The following is a 22,115-nucleotide window of genomic DNA, read 5'->3' on the forward strand; positions in this document are numbered from 1 at the left end:
AGGATGGTTCTCCGATGGCGCGGGTGTCTCCAGAAAACATGCCGCCGGGCTGGTGTTTATTCGCGAATGTGGTCACGTTACCATATTGGTCATCGTACAACCAAGGGCTTTGCTATAACATTTGTCAAGGTTTGTATGTGACTGATTTATATCGGGGATTTTCACTGGGCAGCGGCGGGGCCGATGTGGTATCGTAACCACAACCTCTGCCCCATTTTTGACAAGAAAACGACATGCGCAAAGCCAGCAAGCTCAGCGAAGTGGCAGAAATTGCCGGTGTTTCACCCATCACCGCCTCCCGCGCGATCCGCGGGGTAGGCTATGTGTCGGAAGCGGCCCGGGAGCGCATCCTGGCGGCGGCAGCGCAGCTCAACTACACGCCGGACATGCTGGCCCGCCGCATGCGGGGCGACAAGAGCAAGCTGATCGGCGTCTTCGTCAATAACTACGGCTCCCTGGTACTGCACGAGATCACCAAGGCCATCAGCGCCGAGGCGCGCGCCAGCGGCTACGACATCGTCCTTTTCAACGCGGAGCGCTTCGACGTTCCGGGCCGCGCCGGCACGCGCGACATGCTGAGCAAACTGTGCGACGGCCTGCTCCTGCTCATGCCGAACGTGGAGGACGGCTATCTCGACGTGGTGGAGAAGCAGCGCCTGCCCTGCGTTTTCGTCAGCTTCGACGCACGCGAGGTGAAGCTGCCCGTGGTGGCGGTGGAGAACCGCATCGGCGCCAGGCAGGCGGTGGAGCACCTGCTCTCGCTCGGCCACCGGCGCATCGCCTTTATCGCGGGCACCCAGGGCACGGGCCAGAGCGCGGAACGGGAGAAGGGTTATCTGGAGGCGCTGGCGAATGCGGGCATCGCCAGCGATCCCGCATTGATGGTGCCGGGGCGCTTCATCCAGACCGGCGGCTATGCGGCGGCGGAACAGCTGCTCGCGCTGCCGGAACCGCCCACCGCCATCTTCGCCGCCAACGACGAAATGGCTTTCGGCGCCATCGACGCCATTCACAGCAAGGGCCTGCACGTCCCCGAGGACCTGTCCGTGATCGGCTTCGACGATATTCCCACCTCCAGCTATGTCTTCCCTCCCCTCACCACCATGCGCCAGCCGATGACGGAACTGAGCGCTTGCGCGGTGGCCGAGCTGGTGGCCCTGATCCAGGGCCGCGAGGTGGCGGCAAAGAAGATCGCTTTCCCCATGGAGCTGGTGGTGCGCGGCTCCACCGGCCCCGCCCCGCGGCGCGGCTGAATCATGCTGCACGGATCCGCAGCGTCCGCCCCCCGGGGAGCGGCCGTGCCCCTTACCATGGCGGCGCTGGCGGCCATCCTGCTCTGGCTTCTGCTGGGGGACCTGAGCATCGCCGTCCGCGACCGCGCCGCCCTGCCCAGCGCAGTGGAGCTGCTGCGCAGCCATGGCGCCTCGGACACCATGACGTCCCTGCTGCTGTCCACCGTTCCCGCGCTGCTGAACATGTTCCTGGTGCCCCTGGTGGGCTACCACTCGGACCGCTGCCGCAGCCGCTGGGGGCGGCGCAAGCCCTTCCTGCTGATGGCGGCGCCCGTGGGCGGCCTCGCCATGCTGGGACTATCGGCCTCCCCTGCCCTCGCCGCGTGGACCGATGCGGCGCTCGGCGCCTTCTCGCCCGGCGCGCGCGCCTGCCGCCTGGCCTTCTTCTGTCTTTTCTGGACGGTGTTCGAATGCGCGGCCCTGAGTGCGCTGTCGCTCTTTACGGGACTGGTGAATGACATCGTGCCGCAAGGCCTGCTGGGCCGTTTCTTCGCTGGCTTCCGCGTGGTGAGCCTCAGCGTGGGCATCGCCTTCAATACCTGGGTGTTCGCGCTGACCGACCAGTTCCTGCCCGAGATCCTCGCGGGCATAGGCCTCGTATTCGGCCTGCCCATGCTCGCCATGTGCCTGCTGGTGAAGGAAACGCCGCTGCCGCCGGATGCGGCGCCCGCCCCGGAACCGGAGCGGCGGCGCTTCCCGCTGGCCCATGTGCTGGAGTGCTTCCGCTACAAGCCCTACGCGTGGGCGGTGGCCGCCTTCATGCTGGCGAGCGTGACCTTCAGCCCCTTCAACACCTTCTATCAGTACTACGCACATGTGATGGGAATTCCCAAGTCCACGCTGGGCGCGCTCACTGCGGCGGGGTATGCGGTGTCGATCTTTTCGGCGCTGGGAGTGGGCTGGCTGGCGGACCGTTTCGGCGCATTGCGCGTGTCGTCGGTCATCATGGCCGTCTACTGCGTGGTGGCGTCCGTGGGGTATATGGGGCTGACCGACGCGGCCAGTTTCCGCGCCTTCTATCTCCTGCACGTGATTATCTCCGGCGCCTATTTCACGGCGGCGGCCTCGATGCCGATGGCGCTGCTGCCACGCTCGAAGTTCGTGCAGCACAACTCCACCAAGGACCTGATGGTCATGCTGGGCACCATCCTTGTGAGCAGCGTGCAGGGCCCCATGCTCGATTTCTCAGGCCACGATTACCGCCTGACACTGCTGGCCGGAGCCATGTTCTCGCTCCTGTGCATCGTCTGCCTGGGGCGCCTGCAAACCGGCGTGCTGGCGGCGCAGGTGGCGCGCCGCCAGTAGCCTGCGTCAGCGCGGAGCCAGTACGAACTGATAGCTCAGCGGCTTCAGGGGAATGCGGTACTTCATGAGCGGCAGGCCGCGCGCATCCCAGCCCGTATCGCCGCCCACGCCCGTCTGCACGGCATCGATCAGCAGGGAACCCATGCCGTGCGGCTGGATGTCCGAGCTGTGCCAGGCGCCGCGCGGACGCGGGTACAAGTCTTCGTACGGGAAGGCCAGCGCGTTCACCGACAGGGGTTTTACACCGGTGACCTGCAGGCCGCTGCCGCCTGCATCCTGCAGCGCGAGCCAGCGCACATCCGTCTTGTTGCCTGTTTCCTGCGGCCGCACGTAAGGGTGCGCCTGGTCCGCCAGCTTGCCGCGGTAAAGGCCGATGGCGGCGCCGGTCTGGCGGTCCGCATAGCTCTCCTGCGGGCCGCGGCCGTACCAGCTCAGTTGGTCCAGCGCCGGGTTGCTGTCGAACCGCATGCCGATGCGCAGCGGATCGGGCAGGTCCGGACGCACCGGCGTGAAGGAGGCCGTGACGTGGACGGCGCCGTCTTCCGCCATGCGGTAGCTGGTTTCCCAGCGGGCAGCGCCCGCACCCAGGTTGTACAGCACGCGGATGGTGTCGCCGCTCATCTCCAATACCCGCACTTCGCGGCGTTCGCTCAGCTGGCGCCAGACGGCATGCGTCTTCTCGATGCCCGTGCCCTGGTCGTTGTCCGTCATGGCGCGCCAGAAGTTCGGGCTGCCGCCCTGCAGCAGCTCGCGCCCGCCGCTGCTGTAGCGCACGAGGCCCGTGCTGGCGTCGACTGCCAGCGTGGCATTGGCAGCGCGCAGCTCGGGGCCCTGCGCGCCCTGCACCGCCTGCGTCCATTTCGGCGCGGGAGCAGGAGAAGCCGCCTGCAGCACGAACTGGCTGAAGCCGAGCATCTGCCCTTCCGCGACGCCGGGCGTGCTGCCGCGCTTGGCGCGGGCACGCAGGGTGAGGATGAATTCGCCGTCCGCCGCAGCCTGGCGGGCCGCTGCGGGCAGCGTGACCGTTCCCGTGCCCTGTGCCGGGGCAGCGACGCCATCCAGCCTGCCCTGCGCCACCGGCACGCCGTCGCGCGTCACGGTCCAGTCGAAATCGAAGCCGGAGAGGTCGCGGAAGTCGTAGCGGTTCACCACGCGCACGGAACCGGAGGCGGGGTCGCCTTCGAACACCACCGGCGAATAGACCTTCTGCAGCTCATAGTATTCCGGGTCCGGCGTGCGGTCGGCCTGCACCAGGCCGTCGGCCACCACCGAGCTGTCCTTGCGCGGGTTGGGACCGTAGTCCTCACCCTGTGCCCAGTATTCACGGCCTTTCGCATCCTTCATCAGCATGGCCTGGTCCACCCAGTCCCAGATAAAACCGCCCTGCAGCTTGCGGTGGCTGCGGATGGCCTGCCAGTACTCTTCCAGATTCCCGAGGCTGTTGCCCATGGCGTGGGCGTACTCGCACTGGATCATGGGCTGGCGGTAGCGCGGGTCTTCGGCATAGCCGATCATCTTCACGATATCGTCGTACATCGGCGCGTAGATATCGACATAGTCGTTCGGCAGGTGCTCTTCGCCGATGGTGCCGTGGCCCAGGTAGCTGATCAGGCGGGTGGGATCGTTCTCGCGGATCCAGCGCGCTGCCTTCTCGAAGTTTGGACCGGTGCCCGCCTCGTTCCCCAGCGACCAGATGATGATGCTCGGGTGGTTGCGGTCACGCTCCACCATGCGGCGCACGCGGTCCATGTGGGCCGTTTCCCAGTGCGGGCGGTAGCCCAGCTGGATCTTTTCGCGCTCGCCGGGCTTCTTCGCGTGGTCGCCCTTCTGCATGTACTCGTGCGATTCGATATTGGCCTCGTCGAGGATGTAGAGGCCGTATTCGTCCGCCAGATCGTACCAGCGGGGATCGTTCGGATAGTGCGAGGTGCGCACGGCGTTCACGTTCGCCTGCTTCATCAGCTCGATGTCGCGGCGCATGGTGTCCATGGACATGACGCGGAAGGTCTTCGGATCGTGCTCGTGGCGGTTGACGCCCTTGATCAGCACCCGCTTGCCGTTCACGCGCACTTCGCCGTCCGCGATTTCCACGGTGCGGAAGCCGATGCGGCGGGAGGTGGCCGACACCAGCTTGCCGTCGGCGTCGTAGAACTCCACCAGCAGGCGGTAGAGGTTTGGCGTTTCGGCGGACCACGGCTTCACCTGCGCGATGCGGGCCTGCAGGGGAGCGGCGCCGGACTTCGCCACGGGATTGGCTAGGGCCAGCAGCTGCTGGTCGCCATCGAAGAGCGTGGCCTTGACGGAACCGTTCGGTGCACCCGCAAAGGCGGGCGACACGGTCAGCAGGCCGTCGCGGTAGCCCTGCTTGTCCAGCAGCGCCGTCACCGTGTAGTCGCGCAGGTGGGCCTTCGGCTCGGCGTAGAGATAGACGCTGCGCTCGATGCCCGATACGCGCCAGAAGTCCTGGTCCTCCAGATAGGAACCGTCCGCGAAGCGATACAGCTCGATCGCGATCACGTTCTTGCCGGGGCGGACATAGCGGGTCAGGTTGAATTCGGAAGGCAGCTTGGAATCCTCCGAGTAGCCCACGCGCTGGCCGTTCACCCAGATGTAGTAGGCCGCACCCGCCGCGCCGATGTGCAGGAAGACCTCGCGACCCTTCCATGCCGCAGGCAGGTCGAAGTCGCGGCGGTAGGAGCCCACTTCGTTCATCGAATGCAGGATATAGGGCTCGGTTGCCGGGAACGGATAGTCGATGTTATTGAAGTATGGCTGGCCGAAGCCCTGGGCCTGCATCATGCCCGGCACCTCGATGGTTTTCCAGCGCGAGACATCGTAACCCGGCCGGTAGAAGTCCACGGGGCGCGATTCCGGATTCTTCGACAGGGCGAAGGACCAGCGGCCGTCCAGGGACTTGTAGTAGCGCGATGCGGCCGGATTCCCCGCCAGCGCCAGTTCCCGCGTTTCATAGTTGATGAAGGTGGTCTTCATCGGCTCGCGGTTCAGTTGAACGATCTCCGGACGCTCCCATTCGGCGGGAGGCGCAGCCTGCGCGGCGCCGGCAGCGCAGAGGGAGAGCAGGAAAAGTGCTTTTTGGATAAGGGTTCTCATCAGGCCATGCTAGCGGCAAGTTTGTCGCGCTGACCAATAACGTGCGGGTCCCCAACTATGCTAATTCAGCATAGGAAGCCAGTGGTGCTTCCCACTATCATTAGCCGTTGCTACAACCATAATAACGAGACCGATATGAGCAAGCCATTCAGGCGCATATTGTTGACCGGCGCAGCCGGAGGATTGGGCCGCCAGCTGCGCGGTCCCGTGAAAGACTTCGCGGACGTGGTCCGCCTGGCGGACATCGCCGACATGGGCGAGGCGCAGGAAGGCGAAGAGATCGTGCAATGCGACCTCGCCGACCGCGACGCCGTGCTGCGCATGTGCGAAGGCGTGGACGCGGTGCTGCATTTCGGCGGCATATCCACCGAAACGCCCTTCGCGCCCATCATGAACGCCAATATCCTGGGCATGGTGAACCTGTATGAGGCAGTGCACAAGCACGGCATCCGCCGTGTGGTGTTCGCCAGCTCCAACCACACCATGGGGATGTACCGCACCACCGACATGGTCGATGCCACCATGCCGCTGCGGCCGGACGGCTACTACGGCGTATCCAAGGTGTTCGGCGAATCGCTCTCGCGCTTCTACTGGGACCGTTTCGGCATCGAGACCGTGTGCATCCGCATCGGCTCATGCTTCCCGGAGCCCGCCAACCGCCGCATGCTGAGCACCTATATCAGCCTGGACGATCTGGTCGAACTTCTGCGCTGCTCCCTGACGGCGCCGCGCGTTGGCCACACCATCACCTTCGGCGTATCGGACAACCCCAGCGTATGGTGGGACGACCGCCATGCGCGCCATCTCGGCTTCGTGCCGAAGGACAACTCGGCGAAGTTCGCCAGCATGTTCCCCGCCGGCGACTATCCGCCGGTGGACGATCTCGCAACCATTTACCAGGGCGGCGGCTTCCTTTACAGCGGCCCCCAATATCCACAGGAATGACGATGACCCAGAACCTCCAACGCCGCCGCATCCTGCTCGGCGCAGCCGCCGCCGGTGCGGCCCTCACCCTGAATCCTTCGCTGGCCAGCGCCGCCTCGCCGCGCTTCACCATCGGCGAGAACGACTTCCTGCTGGACGGGAAGCCCCTGCAGATCCGCTGCGGCGAGATCCATTTCGCCCGCGTGCCCCGCGAATACTGGGGCCACCGCCTGAAGGCCATCAAGGCCATGGGACTGAACGCCGTTTGCGCCTACCTGTTCTGGAACTACCACGAATGGCGCGAGGGCAAATTCCAATGGGAGGGCCAGCGCGACGCCGTGGAGTTCTGCAAGCTGGCGCAGGCCGAAGGGCTATGGGTCATCCTGCGCCCCGGGCCCTACGCCTGCGCGGAATGGGAAATGGGCGGACTGCCATGGTGGCTGCTGAAGGCGCCCGGCGACAAGTTCCTGCGCACCCGCGCGCCCGAATACGTGAACCCCGCGCGCCGCTGGCTGTCGGAAGTGGGCCGCGTACTCGGGCCGATGCAGGTTACGCACGGCGGCCCGATCCTCATGGTGCAGGTCGAGAACGAATACGGCTTCTTCGGCGAAGACCTGGAATATATGCGCGTGATGCGGAAGGCGCTGCTGGACGGCGGCTTCGACGTGCCCCTCTTTCAGTGCAACCCCACCAATGCCGTGGCGAAGACGCATATCCCGGAGCTCTTCTCCGTGGCGAACTTCGGCAGCGATCCCGCGACCGGCTTCAAGGCCCTGGACAGCGTGCAGAAAGGGCCGCGCATGTGCGGCGAATACTACTCCGGCTGGTTCGACACCTGGGGCGCGCCGCACCGGCGCGGCGACAATGCGCGCGCCATTCAGGACATCGACGCCATGCTGAACGCGAACGGCTCCTTCAGCCTCTACATGGCGCACGGCGGCACCACCTTCGGCCTGTGGGGCGGCTGCGACCGTCCCTTCCGCCCCGACACCACGAGCTACGACTACGATGCCCCCATCAGCGAAGCGGGCTGGCTGGGCGCCAAATTCCGTACCTACCGCGACTGCCTGGCAAAGCACCTGCAGGCCGGTGAACAGCTCTCCCCTGCCCCGGATAAACTGCCCGTGATGGCCATTCCCGCCTTCCCGCTCAGCGAAACGGCGCCGGTGTTCGCCAACCTGCCGGCGCAAGGGATCGACGATGTATCGCCGCGCAATATCGAGCAGTACGACATCAGCCGGGGGCTGGTCGCGTATTCGATCAAGCTGCCCGCAGGTCCGGCCGGAACGCTGGAAGCGGCCAATGCGCGCGACCTGGCATGGGTTTATATGGACGGACGCATGGTCGGCACCATGGACACGCGCTACCGCCGCTTCAGCGTGAACGTTCCCGCACGCTCCAAAGAGACCACCATCGACATCCTGCTGTACACCATCGCCCGCGTCAATTTCGGCGCCGAAGTGCATGACCGAAAAGGCCTGCACGGCCCAGTCACCTTCAAGACAAAAGGCGGGGCGGCGCAGGAACTGACCGGCTGGCGCATCCGCGCCATCGACTTCGATGCCGATGGCGTGCTGCCCCCGCTGCGCTGGCAGGCCGCGCGCGCCTCCGGCCCCGCCTTCTGGCGCGGCAGCTTCCAGGCATCGCAGAGCGCGGACACCTTCCTCGACATGTCCGGCTGGGGGCAAGGCATTGTGTGGATCAACGGCCGCTGCCTGGGCCGCTACTGGAGCATCGGTCCCACGCAGACCATGTACCTGCCGGGTCCCTGGATCAAGGCGGGCCGCAACGAAGTCGTGGTGCTCGACCTGACGGGCCCGCGCGTCAGCCGCATCGCCGGGCTGACGGCGCCGGTACTCGACGAGCTGCATCCCGAGCGCGACCTGAAGCGGCCTCCGAGCACGGCGCGCCCCCGCCTTGCCGGGCTGACGCCAGTACACAGCGGCCAGTTCGCAAGCGGCCCGGCGACGCAGGACGTGAAGTTCGAGCATGCCGCGCGCGGACGCCAGCTGTGCATCGAAGTGGTGGACACCTTCGACGGCAAACCGCACGCCGCCATCGCCGAGCTGGCCCTGCTCGATGCGGCAGGCCAGCCGCTGAACCAGACCGCGTGGACGATTGCGTACGCAAGCAGCGAAGAATCGCGCAAGGAAGACGGCGGCGCGCTGAACGCCATCAACGGCCAGGCGACGGACTACTGGCACACCGCCTACAGCAACGGCGCAGCGCCTGCCGGCCCTGCGCGCCTGATCATCGACCTGGGCGGCGCGACGGAGATCAGCGGCCTGCGCTACACCCCGCGCCAGGGCCCCGAAGGCGTGACAGGCCGCATCCGCCGCTACCGCATCTTCGTCGGCGACAAGCTGGTCGAAGGCTGATTGTCGTTCCCGCGCAGGCGGGAATGACGTTACTCGATGAAGGCGGGAGCAGGGAGGAAGGTGCCGATCATGCAGGCGTCGGCGACGATGCGCATGGGGGCGAAGTCGGCATCGGAACGCCGAGTGCGGATCAGGTCGTGGAAGTGGGCGTAGAGGCCGGCATATTCGGCGTCCACGCCGTCCAGCACAACCTTGCCGTCTATCTCGAGCATCATGCCGCCCTTGTGCACGGCCAGCTTTTCGCCGTCCGCCGTTTCGGCGAAGATGCTCCAGCGCTGGCGCTCCGTTTCGAGGAAGTCGTATTCGGCGCGGATCGAGAGCCCCGCCTCCGTTCCCATCTTCAGCTCGGCACGGATCGGCGCCGCGCAGTTGACCGGCACGTGCATGTCGGCCTTGCGGACGATCACGGTGTCCGGCAACAGCCGCGTGAGGATGGAGAGCGAGTTGATGGCCGGGTCGAAGATGCCGCTGCCGCCCGCCGCGAAGATCCAGTGCTGGCCGGGATGCCATTCGCGCACGTTCTCCTTCCATTCGATGCGCAGCGACGACAGCGTGCGCTGCGCGATCCATTCACGCGCCGGTTCCACCGCTGGCGAGAAGCGCGAGTGCCAGCCCGCGAGCAGCGTGACGCCATGGGCTTCCGCGAGCTCGCGGATCGTATCAGCCTCACCCACCGTGGCGGCGGGCGGCTTCTCGAGGAAGACGTGCTTGCCCGCTTCGATGGCCTGTTTGGCCAGCGCCTGCCTTACCTGCGGCGGCGTGCACAGGGCCACCGCTTCGATATCGGGATGCTCGGCGAGCATCGCCTCCATGCTCTGGTAGCAGCGCAGGCCCGGCAGGCGGCTGCTGGGAGAGCAGCCCGCCACCAGTTCCCAGTTCGGGTTGGCACGGATGGCGGGAATGTGCTGGTCGACGGCGATCTTGCCAAGGCCCACAAGGCCGATCTTCAGTGGGCGCAGGCCTGCCTGCTGGGCCGTCATGCGGCCTCGCGCCAGGCTGCCACGAACTCGCGGGCGCGCCGCGCGAGTTCGGTTTCGGTGACGCCCGGCGAATACAGGGCGGAGCCGATGCCGAAGCCCGTCGCCCCGGCAGCACGCCAGGCCGCCATGCTGGCTGGCGTGACGCCGCCGACGGGCCACAGGGGCGTACCGGCTGGAAGCACGGTGGCCATGGCTTTCAGGCCCGCAGTGCCCACCATCTCGGCCGGAAAGAGTTTCAGGGCGTGCGCGCCCGCATCCAGCGCGGCGAACGCCTCGGTGGGCGTGGCCACACCCGGGGCGCAGAGCATGCCCGCCAGGCGGGCGTGGGCGACGACTTCGGGTTTGCAGTCGGGGGCGACGAAGAGGCGGCCGCCCGCCGCTGCAACCTGGTCCACATGGCCGGTATTGAGCATGGTGCCACCGCCTACCAGCACGTCCGCCGGCGCCATGGTGGCGAGGGTGCCGATGGCCTGCACGGCGCCCGGACGGTTCAGGGGCACTTCGAGCATGCTGAAGCCCTCATCCATCAGCACCCTGCCTACCATGGGCGCTTCGGCCGCAGTCAGGCCTCGCAGGATGGCAACCAGCGGCAGGCGCTTCTTATCGTCAAACATGGGCTGCTCCTTCGGTGGCAAAGCGGGCCATGGCCGCGCAGTAGGTCTTGTGCGGATCGAGCGTGCTGGCGGCGATGCCGAAATGTGCCGCTGCGCGCAGGTAGCGTGGTGCGAGGCCTGAGGAAGCGATGATGGCGACCGATTTCGGAGCGCCGTTCATGGCGCGCGCCGCGGCGAACTCGGCGCCGATCAGCAGTCCGCTGACCTGCCCTCGCCCACGGCGGGCTTCCATGGCGCCGCTCACCACGGCCGCGCGCACCGTGAACAGCGCGTGGCTCAGGGGCAGGCCCTTCTCGGCCAGCGCGAGGCCGGCGTCGAAGTCGGCATCGTCTTCCGGGTCAGCGTTCTGCAGCAGCGCTGACAAGGTGCCGTCTCGCGCGAGCATCGCGTAAAGCTCGCCCGTCATGTAGGTGGACCAGTGGACCATGCGCCCATCCTGCACGCGCACCCACTTGCTGTGGGTTCCCGGCAGCAGGAACCATCCGTCGCCATGGCCCAGCGCACGGGCGCCAAGCATCTGGGTCTCTTCGCCGCGCATCACGTCGGACACCGCGCCGCGCCGCGCATAGCCCGGCACGATGAAACAGCCTGCCATTTCACGCACGGGAACGAGGTGGTGCGGGAGTTCGTCCAGCGACACGCTGTCGGCGAGATACGGCACTTCCTGCCAGCCCTGGGCGCTGCCCACCATGCCGGAGAGGACCACCGGCAGGTCCGCGCCGGCGCCAATGGCCGAACGCAGGGCCGCGAGCGACCATGCGAAGCGGCCGCGCTCGGCCAGCATGCCCCGTTCGTCCTCCAGCTGGCGCACGCAGGCGCCCTGCCCGTCCAGCAGATAGGCACGGCGGTTGGTCGTGCCCCAGTCAACGCCAAGCAGGGACATCGCGCTCACCATTCGGCCACGCTGCCGTCGGCATGGCGCCACAGCGGGTTGCGCCAGTCCTGCACGCTGCGGCTGGCTTCGATGACTGCCTCTTCGTTGATCTCGACGCCGAGGCCCGGCTTCATGAGCGGCGCGAAGTAGCCGTCGCGGATGCGGAAGTCTTCGCGGTTCACCACGTAGTCCAGCAGCTCGGCGCCCTTGTTGTAGTGGATGCCCATGCTCTGCTCCTGCAGAACGGCGTTGTGCGACACGAAGTCCACGTGCAGGCAGGCCGCCAGCGCCACGGGGCCGAGCGGGCAATGCGGTGCGAGCGCCACGTCGTAGGCCTCGGCCATGGACGCGATCTTCACGCATTCGGTGATGCCGCCTGCATGCGAGAGGTCCGGCTGCACGATGGAGATGCCGCCGTCGGCGAACACGCGCTTGAAGTCGAAACGGGAGAACATGCGCTCGCCCGCCGCCAGTGGAATGGCCGTGCTTTCGGCCAGGCGGCGATAGTATTCGGATTGTTCGGCCAGCACCGGCTCTTCGACGAACAGGGGGCGGTAAGGCTCCAGCTCGCGCAGCAGGGTCTTGGCCATCGGCGCGGCCACGCGGCCATGGAAGTCGATGCCGAACTCGATGCGGTTGCCGAAGATGGCGCGGATTTCGGCGATACGCTCCACGGCCGCATCGATCTTGGTGCTGGTATCGATGATGCCCAGCTCCTCGGTGCCGTTCATCTTGAAGGTGGTGAAGCCGATGTCCATCAGTGTGCGGATGCCCGCGACCACGTCGGCGGGACGGTCGCCGCCCACCCAGCTGTAGGCCTGCATGCGGTCGCGCACCAGGCCTCCCAGCAGCTGCCATACGGGCTGGCCGAGCACCTTGCCCTTGATGTCCCACAGGGCCTGGTCGATACCGGCGATGGCGCTCATGAGAATAGGACCGCCGCGATAGAAGCCGCCGCGGTACATGGCCTGCCACAAGTCGTTGATGCGGGCGGGATCCTGCCCGATCAGCAGTTCGCCCAGTTCATGCACGGCGGCTTCCACCGTCCGCGCCTTGCCTTCGATGACCGGCTCCCCCCAGCCCACCACGCCTTCGTCGGTCTCGATCTTCAAAAACATCCAACGCGGCGGCACCCGGTAGGTAGTCAGTTTCGTAATTTTCATGTCAATCAGCCTTTGGCAATCAGTGAGCAAGAGCTTACCGTTGCCATTGGCAGATGACTTATGAATAAAACCGTACGAGCTATACCGAGTTGTAAAGCGTTTTCCTCAGGGCTGGCCGAAGGTATCCGCCGGGCGTCCCGCCATAGGGAGAGTCACCGCAAAAAGGGAGCCTGCGAGGGGTTCCTGCGCGCGCACTTCCGAAGGCAGGTCTTCGTAGGCGGAGGTGATGTAGAGGGTGCGCAGATCCGGGCCGCCGAAGGCGCAGGATGCGGGCTGGCTGACCGGCACGCGGATCGTCATATCCAGGGTGCCGTCAGGCAGGTAGCGGCACACGCGGGCGCCGCCCCACTGGGCGAGCCACAGCCCTCCTTCGCTGTCGACCGTCATGCCGTCCGGCGAGCCTTCTTCGCCGCCGAGAAGGCGGAACAGGCGGCGCTCGCCGCAGATGCCCGAGGCGTCCACGGGATAGGCAAAGAGCTCGTTCGTCATGCTGTCCGCGTGGTACATGGTGCGGCCATCGAGGCTGAAGGCCGGCCCGTTGCAGATGCAGATGCCTTCATCCTGAAGGGTAAGGCTGCCGTCCGGCGCCAGGCGCCACAGGTGGCCGTCCGGCCGCTTCTTGTCGATGTTGTTCATGGAGCCGAACCACAGGTTCCCGTAGGGATCGGCCTTGGCGTCGTTCAGGCGGCAGTTCGGCGGCAGCTCAGGCTGGGAGGCGATGGGTTCCATGCGCAGCTCGGGTTCCAGCCACAATCGCACCACGCTGGTGCGCAGCCCCGCCATGAAGCCGTCGCCGTCGGCGCGCGGCACGATCCAGCACACGTAGTCCGGGAAGGACCAGCTGAAGTTGTGGTCAGAGGACGGTTCGTAGGCGAGCAGGCGCTGGCCCTTGATGTCGACGAAATAGAGGCGCTGCCGCGCCCACAGCGGGCCTTCGCCCAGTTCGGCTCCGGCCTGCCATATGCAGGCGGCCTGAAATTCCTTGTTCATTGCGCACCGATCCTGAAAAGAAAACGCGCCGCCCCATGGCGGCGCACTATGCCCATGCTAGCGGAGCGGCCTGCGCATCCGCCATGCCAAAGGCACCGCGAGCTATATCGATTCGCTATGCGTGGCGCTGTCCCTGGCGGGCGCATTCGCGCAGCGCCTGCATCATCGCTTCCGCCGCTGGCGCCAGGTGGTGCTGGCGGCGCGTGACAATGCCGTAGCAGTCCAGCCGGATATCCAGCGGCACCGGCAGAATGGCGAGCGTGCCGAATTCGAGATATGGCAGCACCAGTTCCTCCGGTAGCGCGACCACGCGGTCGCTGCCCATCAGCAGCAGCGGGATCATGGACAGCGCCATGGTTTCGATACTGTCCACCGGTTCCCGCACGCCGTGCGAAATGAACATGGCGGTGAGGCGGTCGCGCAGCATGCCCGCGGGCGGCAATATCCACGGCGCTTCCGCCAGCTCTTCCACGGTGAGTTCGGAGCGCGAGAGCCAGGGGTGGCCCGCCCGCACCACCAGGCGGTGCACCTCCTCCGCCAGCGGTTCGAAATTCAGTTCCTGCACCAGGTTCGGGTCCAGAATACGGCCGATGGCGATATCGATCTCGCCGCTGCGCAGGCGCTCGATCAGCACCTTGCTGGTATCCACGCCGAGCGACACCTGCACCTGGGTGTGGCGCGATTTGAGCAGCTGCACCGCCGCCGGAACGAGGCCAGTGGAAGGCGTCATGACCGTGCCGAGATTCACCCGGCCGCCGACGCCCGCCGCGCCCAGCACCACTTCCTGGTGCGCCGCCTCCATTTCCGCAAGCGCCGCACCGGCCCGGCGTATCATCACTTCGCCGTACCATGTTGGGGCCACACCGCGCGGCAGGCGTTCGAACAGGGTTACGCCGAGCGTGTCCTCCAGCTCGCTGAGCAGCTTCGAGGCGCCGGGCTGGGTGAGCCCCGCGGCTTCGGCGGCATGGAGAATGGAACCGTGGCGGCCCAGTTCCACCAGCAGGATCAGATGGCGGGTCTTGAGGCGGGAACGCAGAAAGCGGTGGGACGATAAGGTCATGGGAAGGCCAGCAGAACTCAGCAGAAAACGATCTTATGGCAAGGTTGATGCAGCGTCAATGGCGCGGGCAGCTATGCCTCAACGATATACCGGGGACGCAAAGCGGCATACCCGCGCCCGAGAACGCGGTCTTAACATAATGAAAAACATAGCGTGCGAGCCAGCACGCAAACAGGAGACCTGAGAATTTATGAGCCCCATCACATCGCTGGATACGCTGGTATTCATCATCTATTTCATCGCCGTTTCGGCCTACGGCATCTGGATCTACCGCAAACGCAAGTCTGCCACCGCTTCCTCCTCGCATGACTACTTCCTGGCTGAAGGCTCCCTCACCTGGTGGGCTATCGGCGCCTCGCTGATCGCCTCGAATATCTCAGCCGAGCAGTTCATCGGCATGAGCGGCTCGGGCTTCAAGATCGGCATGGCCATCGCCGCCTATGAGTTGATGGCGGCGGCCACCCTGATCGTGGTGGCGGTGTTCTTCATGCCGGTGTATATCAAGCAACGCATCTACACCATGCCGCAGTTCCTGGAACAGCGCTACAACCGCTCGGTGGCCACCATCATGGCTGCCTTCTGGCTCGCGCTGTACATTGTGGTCAACCTCACCTCCATCCTCTACCTGGGCGCCATTGCGATCAGCAGCGTTTCCGGCCTGGGCCTGGTGCCATGCATGGTCTTCCTGGCTGCCTTCGCCATCGTCATCACATTGGGCGGCATGAAGGTAATCGGTTACACGGACGTGATCCAGGTTCTGGTACTGGTCATCGGCGGCCTGGTGACCACCTGGCTGGCGCTGAACATGGTGGCCTCGCTCGATGGAGGCAGCGGCGTCGTGCACGGCTTCTCCGTGCTGACCGAGAAGGCGGGCGGCCATTTCGACATGGTGCTGGCACGCGACAACGCGAACTACATGGACCTGCCGGGCCTCTCGGTCCTCCTGGGCGGCATGTGGATCGCGAACCTTAGCTACTGGGGCTGCAACCAGTACATCACGCAGCGCGCCCTTGGCGCCGACCTGCCCACCGCACGCAAGGGCCTTCTGTTCGCGGCCTTCCTCAAGCTGCTGATGCCGGTGATCGTGGTGCTGCCCGGTATCGCGGCCTTCCTGCTGCACCAGAACGGCAGCCTGGGTTCCGGCATGCTGGTGAACGGCGAACTGAATACGGACCGCGCCTACCCCGTGCTGCTCGGCCTTCTGCCTACCGGCCTGAAAGGCATGGCCTTCGCCGCGCTGACGGCGGCCGTGGTCGCGTCCCTGGCAGGCAAGGCGAACAGCATTGCCACCATCTTCACGCTGGATATCTACAAGAAGCGCATGGACCCTGAAGCGAGCGAACGCAAGATGGTGTGGATCGGCCGCATGACCGTGGTGGTCTCGATGGTGGCCGCCTTCCTGATAGCCCCCTTCATGGGCATCGACAAGAAGGGCGGCTTCCAGTACATCCAGGAATACACGGGCTTCGTTTCGCCGGGCATTCTGGCCATGTTCGTGATGGGCTTCTTCTGGCAGCGCACCACCTCTGCGGCGGCGATGTTCGCCACCGTCGGCGGCTTCGTGCTCTCCGTTGTGATGAAGTTCCTGCCCGGCTTCATGGACCTCTCCGGCCTCGCCGCCATCGGCTTCGCGGCGCCCAATGCGGCAGGCGTTTACGAGATGCCCTTCCTGGACCGCATGATGGTCGTCTTCATCGCCGTCATCATCGGCATGGTCATCATCAGCCTGGTGTGGCCGCGCCGCGAGCCGCGTCCGGAAGAACGCGTCGAGCCATCGATGTTCCGCGTGAATCCCGGCTTTATCGCGGGATCGGCGATCATCATGGCCATGCTCGCTGCGGTCTACTGGGTCTGGTACTGAACGGCCCCTGTATCGCCCTGCCTCAATGCGTGGTGGGGCGGTCTCCGCTCTTGATGGTGCCGCGCCAGGCGCCCGTTTCGCTGCCGCGCGATTCGATCATCTCCTTGAAGCGCTGCAGATTGCCGCGCGCCTCCGCGCGCACCGCTCCCATGGCGTCGCCCGCCGTTTCCAGCAGGCCTTCCGGCGTATAGGCCATGGAGAGCTCGATACGGCAGCGCGATCCCGGCAGGGATTCGAACTTCACGGCGCCGCTATTGGGCTTGCCGGTGATGCTGCGCCAGGCGATGCGGCGATCCGGAATCTGCTCCACGATCTCCGCATCCCATTCCACGGCCTTGCCGAAGACATCGGCCTTCCAGTGCAGGCGCTTGTCGTCCAGCTGGCGCACTTCGTGAACGCTGTCCATGAACGAGGGGAATTCCTCGAACTGCGTCCACTGGTCGTAGGCCGTACGCACGGGCACCTTCACGGTAATGGATTCGCGTACCGTTGAGGAATCCGACTTGTTCTTCTTGAGCTGTTTCGCGAGGTAGGCGCCCCCCAGGGCCAGCGCCACCATCGGTAATAGTCGAGCCATCTTGTCCTCCTTCATATGTGTTGAGGAATCTGCAGGCGCAGGCGCGTCCGCAGGGGAACTGGCATCGTAGCCCCGCCAGCGCGCGGGGCGTATCGGCTAACGCGCCACTGCCTTGTAGGCCGCTTCTGGCGTGACCCGCGTTGGCGGGATTACAATAGCTGGTCCGCGCCCGGCGCGGCCTTCTCACACCGATATCCCTACCGGAGGATTCCATGCAGATCAACCCGTATCTGATGTTCAACGGCAATTGCGAAGACGCTTTCAACTTCTACGCCAAGGTCTTCAGTAGCAAGCTCAACGACATCCATCGCTACGCCAACTCGCCGATGGAGGACCAGGTGCCCGCCGACTTCCGCAACCGGGTCATGCATACCAGCATGAATATTGCGAACATCGTCCTGATGGGGTCGGACAGTCCGCCCGAACAGGGCTTTGCGCCCATCCAGGGGACGTCGCTGTCGATCAGCGTGCCCACGGCCGAGGAAGCCGAACGCGTGTTTGCCGCGCTGGCCGACGGCGGCAAGGTCACCATGCCCATCGCCAGCACCTTCTGGGCGCTGCGCTTCGGCATGCTCACCGACCGTTTCGGCACGCCGTGGATGGTGAACTGCGACCACCCGCAGCAGGGCTAAGACGGCATAACCATGTTTTCTGGCGTCATTTGGACGCCAGATCCCAAGCCCGACTTTTATTCCATTTCTCCCCAATTACCACGCCGCATACTGGCTTTTATTTCGATATACAAAATACCGAGTCAAAACATATACTTAAAATTAATCGCCACAATTTCAATCGGTAAATACAATGTTTTCCGGCGCCACAAAAACATGGCGTTGCTGATATTTATAACTGGCAGATTGAAAGGTGAATATGAAAGTATCGCTCCCCGCGCTGGCATCCGGTTTCGTGTGCTCCACGCTTCTCGCAATATGCTCGCCTGCAAATGCGACGCCATCGGAATTTTTGACCCGGCTATATACGGAAGCCTTGGGAAGGGTTCCTGACGCAACCACGTGGAAAAGTAGCACGCTATTCTCGACGATGCCCGCAAATTGCACGTCATTGGACTTCTTCACCATGGCGAACAATGTTTATTCCTCGGCGGAATACCAGTCGCTCGGCTACACCAACACGCAGAAGGTACTCACCCTCTATCGGGGAATTCTCAGCCGCGAGCCGGACGCTGTCTCTTCCGTGCAGTACTGGGTCTCGCTGCTGAACGCAGGCCACCCGATGTCTACACTGGTCAGCAATTTAGTCACCCAGGCGGAGTTCTATACACTGCGCGACACGCAGATCTGCGCGGCGGTCGCCCCGGGGGCGGAAACGGTTTATCGGTGGGGCATGCTGCCGGTGCTGCGCATCACGCCGGGTGAAACGCCAATCGAAGTGGATGATGTGGGTGGTGTCAAAGGGCTTCAGCACATGCTGAACGATGCGGCCAGCGCTGCCGACAAGACTGTCCGACTGCCGCAAGGCTCAGTCATCTACGCTGCAAAGGAAATCATTGTCCCGGCAGGGGTAACACTCACTACGGTGGGCAACGTGCCGCCGAACCAGTATGCCAAGATGGCGCGCATCGTGCGCACCGCGAACACTGGCACAACCATCCTTACCTTGCAAGGCGGAGCATCCGTGAACGGCATCTGGGTGTCCGGCCAAAGGAATCACATCATCAATGGCCAGCAGCTCCAATATATGACCATGGACGCGTCGCTCAAGATCGCGCATGGCACTGCCAACGCGAGCGTCATCGGTTCGCGTTTCGATACCGCAAACGGCAATACCAATATCGCGATCTCGGGCTACTCTGACGCCACCTCCACCAGCTGCAACGGCCACACCGTGCAGAACAACCTCATCACAGGCTATACCGACACACACCGCACAAACATCGCCTCCCGCTACACCGATGGCATTACCAATCAATGCCGCAATGCGACCGTGTCGGGGAACGGCATCGTGGACGTGAGCGATGTCGGCGTGGTCACCTTTGCCGACTATATCCTGAGCGGTGGTGTGAAGACCTCGCAGCAGGCCAGCGTGGTGTCCAACAATACGGTCATCGCCGCCGGGAGCTCCACCATCGCGGCGTACAGCTTCGAGCCATACGAAGTAGCCAAGGATGCGAACGGAAATCCGCTGGAACAGATCAAGAACCTGAACTTCACGAACGCCACCTTCAGTGGGAACCGTTTCTGGACCGGCCCGGGTGCTCACTTCGACTTTGGCGTGGCCGGCAGCGGCAAACCGTGGCATGGCATCTATGGTCATCTTGGCTACGGCGCGAAGATCATCAACAATACCAATGAAGGCATTGCCACCAACATGCAGATCGGTATTGCCATTGACGGAATGTCCAACACGACCGTGTCGAACAACGCCCTCCGTTACGTCACGCTGGCGGTAGAAGGGCTCTGCCCGACCAAGGCCGCCATCGTGGCCGATACCGGTTCGGAGCTTACCCAGTCAGGAACCGTGCCGCTCTCCACCCCAGGTCTCATCACTGGCAACACACAGAATGGTGTGGCCGTTTCCTACACTGTGGGCAGTGTCGACAACTGCCAGCCAGGCAATCATTGATGGGGCGATAGGCGATGCTTCGCGCAGGCTGCCGAATCAATCGCGCGGCCGCCTGCGCCTCAATGAGGGTGCGGGACCATGCAGTCATCGTCGCTGAAGCTCGGCTTGAACATGAACTGGCGGCCGCCCAGTTCCAGTGCTTTTACCTGTGTAGTGACGACGGAGAATTTCCCCGCCTTCAGCATGTCGTGCAGTGATGTCCCGCATCGATCCGGGCCGACCTCGGCGGTCTGGGTCCAGCGGCCATCTTTCCCCTGGGCGTAGAGCGTGCCTGTGGGGTAGAAGGGGCGGAACAAGAGGACCTCAGGCTTTTCATCTCCATCGACGTCGAGCAGCCACGCATCGCATTTCTGTCCCGGATTGCGCACACAGCCCGGCTGCTGGCCGAACGGCAGCTGGTCCCACTTCTGGGCGACAAAGCTGGCTGGCAGCCGGGCGGTGGCAGGCCACATCGTCACGTTGTTCGGGAAGCGGATGAGCTCTGGCGTGCCGCTTCCCCAACGGGTCCCCAGCTTCAACTCCGACCCAGCTTTGTCACTCACCGCTTTATCGCCCGAACGCGCCAGTTGCTCAAGCGCTTCCTGTCCATAGCGATGCCCTTCAAAGCGCAGGTAGCGGAAGTCGAATTTGTCCGCTTGCACCTTGCCTGCGGCGAGACGGGCCATTTGATCGTTCACCGACAGCCTGGCAGGATCGGCCAGCGGCGTGAACAAGGCAAACAGCACGGCCAGCACCACAAAGGCTGTCGCCACATTTACCTTCGCAACAGCGGACGTCCAGGCCTCCTGGCTCCGCGCAGCCCACAGATATCCTCCCGCATAGCAGGCTGCCACCGCCATGCGTGCGGCAGCCACGATCCTGTCGGAGGTCCAGCCGTAGTCATGGACCCGCAGCCCCAGCGCATAGATCGCAATCAGCGTGAGCGGAAGCAGCAGAACTCCTGCGATATGCGCTCCCGGCCGCCTGGACAGCGCGCGTCGCCATCCTCGATGGCATCTTCGCGCGCTCGCACCTCGTCCAACCTCTGACCCTCTATCGGTCCACCGTTCTGGACAGGGTTGAGCGTTTCATTGACGGAGGCGTCCTTCGATATCCTGCCTATATGTCGGCGGCCACGGACGAAACGAGCGTTATGAAGCATTTCACGGACCACGACTCGCAGGGTTGCGCGGTGCTGCTGCGGATCGCCTGCCACGCCGGAGCGCCAGCCATCGACATGGAAGGCAACGAGGCCTTCGGCAATCAGAGCGAGGCCGAGTTTCTGCTTCCGCGGGATTCCGCATGCCGGATCGACGGCATCACCGATGTGAACGACGGGAGAGAGATGGTGCAGTGGATCCCCCCGATCTACGCAGGCAAATACAAGCGCCTGCGCATCTATGACACTACATTGCTGTAGCAGATTCCCTGCTAGTTGGAGGTTGCCGCACCTGAGGGACAGGCTACCGGCTTTCCTGTGGGGCTGAAGTTGAGTGGAACGAAGGCGTAGCCGCTGCCTTCACGCCGCACATGGCCAACACCGGGGAAAGGAAGATGCGCCCCCGCCACCAGCGCGCAACGGTCCGCCGCCGCGTCCAGGCTGCGGCGGCGTTCTGCCGTCGATGCATCCGGCACATAGTCGTAGCGGACCGTCGCCTGTGGGTGCGGGAATTGCACGGCCCCCATGTGTACCTGGTCGCCGATCAGAATCAGCTGCTGGCCGCCTGCGCTCAGCACATAGGCCGTGTGCCCCGGCGTATGTCCGCGCCCGCTGATGGCGCGCAGGCCGGGTTCCAGTTCGGTTTCTCCATCGAAGGTCTGCATCCGCTTCGCAGCCTGGTAAGGCGCCAACCTGGTCCGCGCCACCCGGTACAGCTCCCGGCGTGCAGGCACAGCGCGCGTTTCCTCGGTCGGGTCCAGCCAGTGATCCGCTTCGCGCTTGTTGATGAAGACCGTCGCATTGGGATACAGGCGGCGCTCCTGTTCCGTGAGGCCGCCGATATGGTCGCCGTGCATATGCGTGATGTAGATGGCGTCCACCTGCTCGGGCGTATAGCCTGCGGCGCGCAGATTTCCCGCCAGCCGCCCCAGCGTGGGCACAAGGTCGCCGCCGCCGGCGTCAATCAACACCAGCCGCGCGCCCGTGTTGATCAGGAAGGCGTTATGCGAGGTTTCAACCGGCGAGGAAAGGAACTGCCTGGCCAGCGCCTCCTGCATCGCCGCTGGCGTCACGTTGCGCATGTCCTCCGGCGTGAGCGGCATCGAACCGTCGTTCAGCACCGTGACCTCGGTTGCGCCGAGCATGAAGCGGAACAAGGCAGGAGGCACACCCTGGGCTGGCGCGACGGCGCAGGCCAGGCTGTGCGCCAGGATCAGGCAAAGCGGCAACAGAATGCGCATGGGCTCCTCGTTCGTGTCGTGGGC

19 protein-coding genes are annotated in these 22,115 nt (G+C 64.7%); 8 read left to right on the forward strand and 11 right to left on the reverse strand.

What is annotated here, in order from left to right:
* Window positions 1-233: 233 nt before the first annotated feature.
* Complete coding sequence (locus tag LSQ66_RS11975; protein WP_231770002.1) at window positions 234-1,253, forward strand: LacI family DNA-binding transcriptional regulator; 1,020 nt, start codon at window positions 234-236, stop codon at window positions 1,251-1,253.
* Between the two features lie 45 nt (window positions 1,254-1,298).
* Window positions 1,299-2,597 carry an MFS transporter gene (locus LSQ66_RS11980; RefSeq protein WP_231770003.1) on the forward strand — a complete coding sequence of 433 codons (1,299 nt, stop codon included), beginning with the start codon at window positions 1,299-1,301 and terminating at the stop codon, window positions 2,595-2,597.
* 6 nt (window positions 2,598-2,603) lie between these two features.
* Here the strand turns inward: LSQ66_RS11980 and LSQ66_RS11985 are convergent, their stop codons facing one another.
* Window positions 2,604-5,708 (reverse strand): glycoside hydrolase family 2 TIM barrel-domain containing protein, encoded by a 3,105-nt coding sequence (locus tag LSQ66_RS11985; protein WP_231770004.1) that lies wholly within the window; start codon window positions 5,706-5,708, stop codon window positions 2,604-2,606.
* Between the two features lie 135 nt (window positions 5,709-5,843).
* On the opposite strand from LSQ66_RS11985, the gene LSQ66_RS11990 reads away from it, so the two are divergent.
* Window positions 5,844-6,653, forward strand: a complete 810-nt coding sequence (locus LSQ66_RS11990; protein WP_231770005.1) for an NAD-dependent epimerase/dehydratase family protein — start codon at window positions 5,844-5,846, stop codon at window positions 6,651-6,653.
* A 2-nt stretch (window positions 6,654-6,655) separates the two neighbouring features.
* A complete protein-coding gene (locus tag LSQ66_RS11995; protein ID WP_231770006.1) occupies window positions 6,656-9,010 on the forward strand; it encodes a beta-galactosidase in 2,355 nt (784 codons plus the stop codon).
* 29 nt (window positions 9,011-9,039) lie between these two features.
* Here LSQ66_RS11995 and LSQ66_RS12000 read toward each other — a convergent pair whose 3' ends face one another.
* The 6 genes from LSQ66_RS12000 to LSQ66_RS12025 all read right to left on the reverse strand — a co-directional run bounded on the left by LSQ66_RS12000 (window position 9,040) and on the right by LSQ66_RS12025 (window position 14,691).
* A complete protein-coding gene (locus tag LSQ66_RS12000) occupies window positions 9,040-9,990 on the reverse strand; it encodes a Gfo/Idh/MocA family protein (RefSeq protein ID WP_231770007.1) in 951 nt (316 codons plus the stop codon).
* Window positions 9,987-10,604, reverse strand: a complete 618-nt coding sequence (locus tag LSQ66_RS12005; protein ID WP_231770008.1) for a 2-dehydro-3-deoxy-6-phosphogalactonate aldolase — start codon at window positions 10,602-10,604, stop codon at window positions 9,987-9,989. Before LSQ66_RS12005 ends, LSQ66_RS12000 begins: the two co-directional genes overlap by 4 nt.
* The gene (locus LSQ66_RS12010) at window positions 10,597-11,487 is read right to left on the reverse strand and encodes a 2-dehydro-3-deoxygalactonokinase (protein WP_231770009.1); all 891 of its coding nucleotides are present in this window, start codon (window positions 11,485-11,487) and stop codon (window positions 10,597-10,599) included. Before LSQ66_RS12010 ends, LSQ66_RS12005 begins: the two co-directional genes overlap by 8 nt.
* A gap of 5 nt (window positions 11,488-11,492) precedes the next feature.
* The gene (gene dgoD, locus LSQ66_RS12015) at window positions 11,493-12,641 is read right to left on the reverse strand and encodes a galactonate dehydratase (protein WP_231770010.1); all 1,149 of its coding nucleotides are present in this window, start codon (window positions 12,639-12,641) and stop codon (window positions 11,493-11,495) included.
* 105 nt (window positions 12,642-12,746) lie between these two features.
* Window positions 12,747-13,631: an SMP-30/gluconolactonase/LRE family protein gene (locus tag LSQ66_RS12020; protein WP_231770011.1), complete on the reverse strand. Its 885-nt coding sequence runs from the start codon at window positions 13,629-13,631 to the stop codon at window positions 12,747-12,749.
* 115 nt (window positions 13,632-13,746) lie between these two features.
* Entirely contained in the window at window positions 13,747-14,691 is a 945-nt protein-coding gene (locus LSQ66_RS12025; protein ID WP_231770012.1) for a LysR substrate-binding domain-containing protein, read from the reverse strand.
* 190 nt (window positions 14,692-14,881) lie between these two features.
* Here LSQ66_RS12025 and LSQ66_RS12030 point away from each other — a divergent pair, with 190 nt between their 5' ends.
* Entirely contained in the window at window positions 14,882-16,552 is a 1,671-nt protein-coding gene (locus LSQ66_RS12030; RefSeq protein WP_231770013.1) for a sodium:solute symporter family transporter, read from the forward strand.
* Window positions 16,553-16,574: 22 nt separating this feature from the next.
* Here the strand turns inward: LSQ66_RS12030 and LSQ66_RS12035 are convergent, their stop codons facing one another.
* Window positions 16,575-17,129: an SRPBCC family protein gene (locus tag LSQ66_RS12035; RefSeq protein WP_231770014.1), complete on the reverse strand. Its 555-nt coding sequence runs from the start codon at window positions 17,127-17,129 to the stop codon at window positions 16,575-16,577.
* Between the two features lie 212 nt (window positions 17,130-17,341).
* Between LSQ66_RS12035 and LSQ66_RS12040 the strand changes: the two genes are divergently transcribed.
* A complete protein-coding gene (locus tag LSQ66_RS12040) occupies window positions 17,342-17,761 on the forward strand; it encodes a VOC family protein (protein WP_231770015.1) in 420 nt (139 codons plus the stop codon).
* Window positions 17,762-17,917: 156 nt separating this feature from the next.
* On the opposite strand, the gene LSQ66_RS12045 is transcribed toward LSQ66_RS12040, so the two are convergent.
* Window positions 17,918-18,208 carry a hypothetical protein gene (locus LSQ66_RS12045; RefSeq protein ID WP_231770016.1) on the reverse strand — a complete coding sequence of 97 codons (291 nt, stop codon included), beginning with the start codon at window positions 18,206-18,208 and terminating at the stop codon, window positions 17,918-17,920.
* Between LSQ66_RS12045 and LSQ66_RS12050 the strand changes: the two genes are divergently transcribed.
* Window positions 18,207-19,712, forward strand: a complete 1,506-nt coding sequence (locus LSQ66_RS12050) for a DUF4214 domain-containing protein (protein WP_231770017.1) — start codon at window positions 18,207-18,209, stop codon at window positions 19,710-19,712. The genes LSQ66_RS12045 and LSQ66_RS12050 overlap by 2 nt on opposite strands.
* A 59-nt stretch (window positions 19,713-19,771) precedes the next feature.
* Here the strand turns inward: LSQ66_RS12050 and LSQ66_RS12055 are convergent, their stop codons facing one another.
* The gene (locus LSQ66_RS12055; RefSeq protein WP_307730263.1) at window positions 19,772-20,683 is read right to left on the reverse strand and encodes a DUF4153 domain-containing protein; all 912 of its coding nucleotides are present in this window, start codon (window positions 20,681-20,683) and stop codon (window positions 19,772-19,774) included.
* 77 nt (window positions 20,684-20,760) lie between these two features.
* Between LSQ66_RS12055 and LSQ66_RS12060 the strand changes: the two genes are divergently transcribed.
* Window positions 20,761-21,111: an ADP-ribosyltransferase gene (locus LSQ66_RS12060; RefSeq protein ID WP_326521476.1), complete on the forward strand. Its 351-nt coding sequence runs from the start codon at window positions 20,761-20,763 to the stop codon at window positions 21,109-21,111.
* Between the two features lie 11 nt (window positions 21,112-21,122).
* Here LSQ66_RS12060 and LSQ66_RS12065 read toward each other — a convergent pair whose 3' ends face one another.
* The gene (locus LSQ66_RS12065; RefSeq protein ID WP_231765453.1) at window positions 21,123-22,091 is read right to left on the reverse strand and encodes an MBL fold metallo-hydrolase; all 969 of its coding nucleotides are present in this window, start codon (window positions 22,089-22,091) and stop codon (window positions 21,123-21,125) included.
* Window positions 22,092-22,115: the final 24 nt, after the last annotated feature.

Source organism: Massilia endophytica, from assembly GCF_021165955.1.
GTDB classification, from domain to species: Bacteria; Pseudomonadota; Gammaproteobacteria; order Burkholderiales; family Burkholderiaceae_D; genus Rugamonas; species Rugamonas endophytica.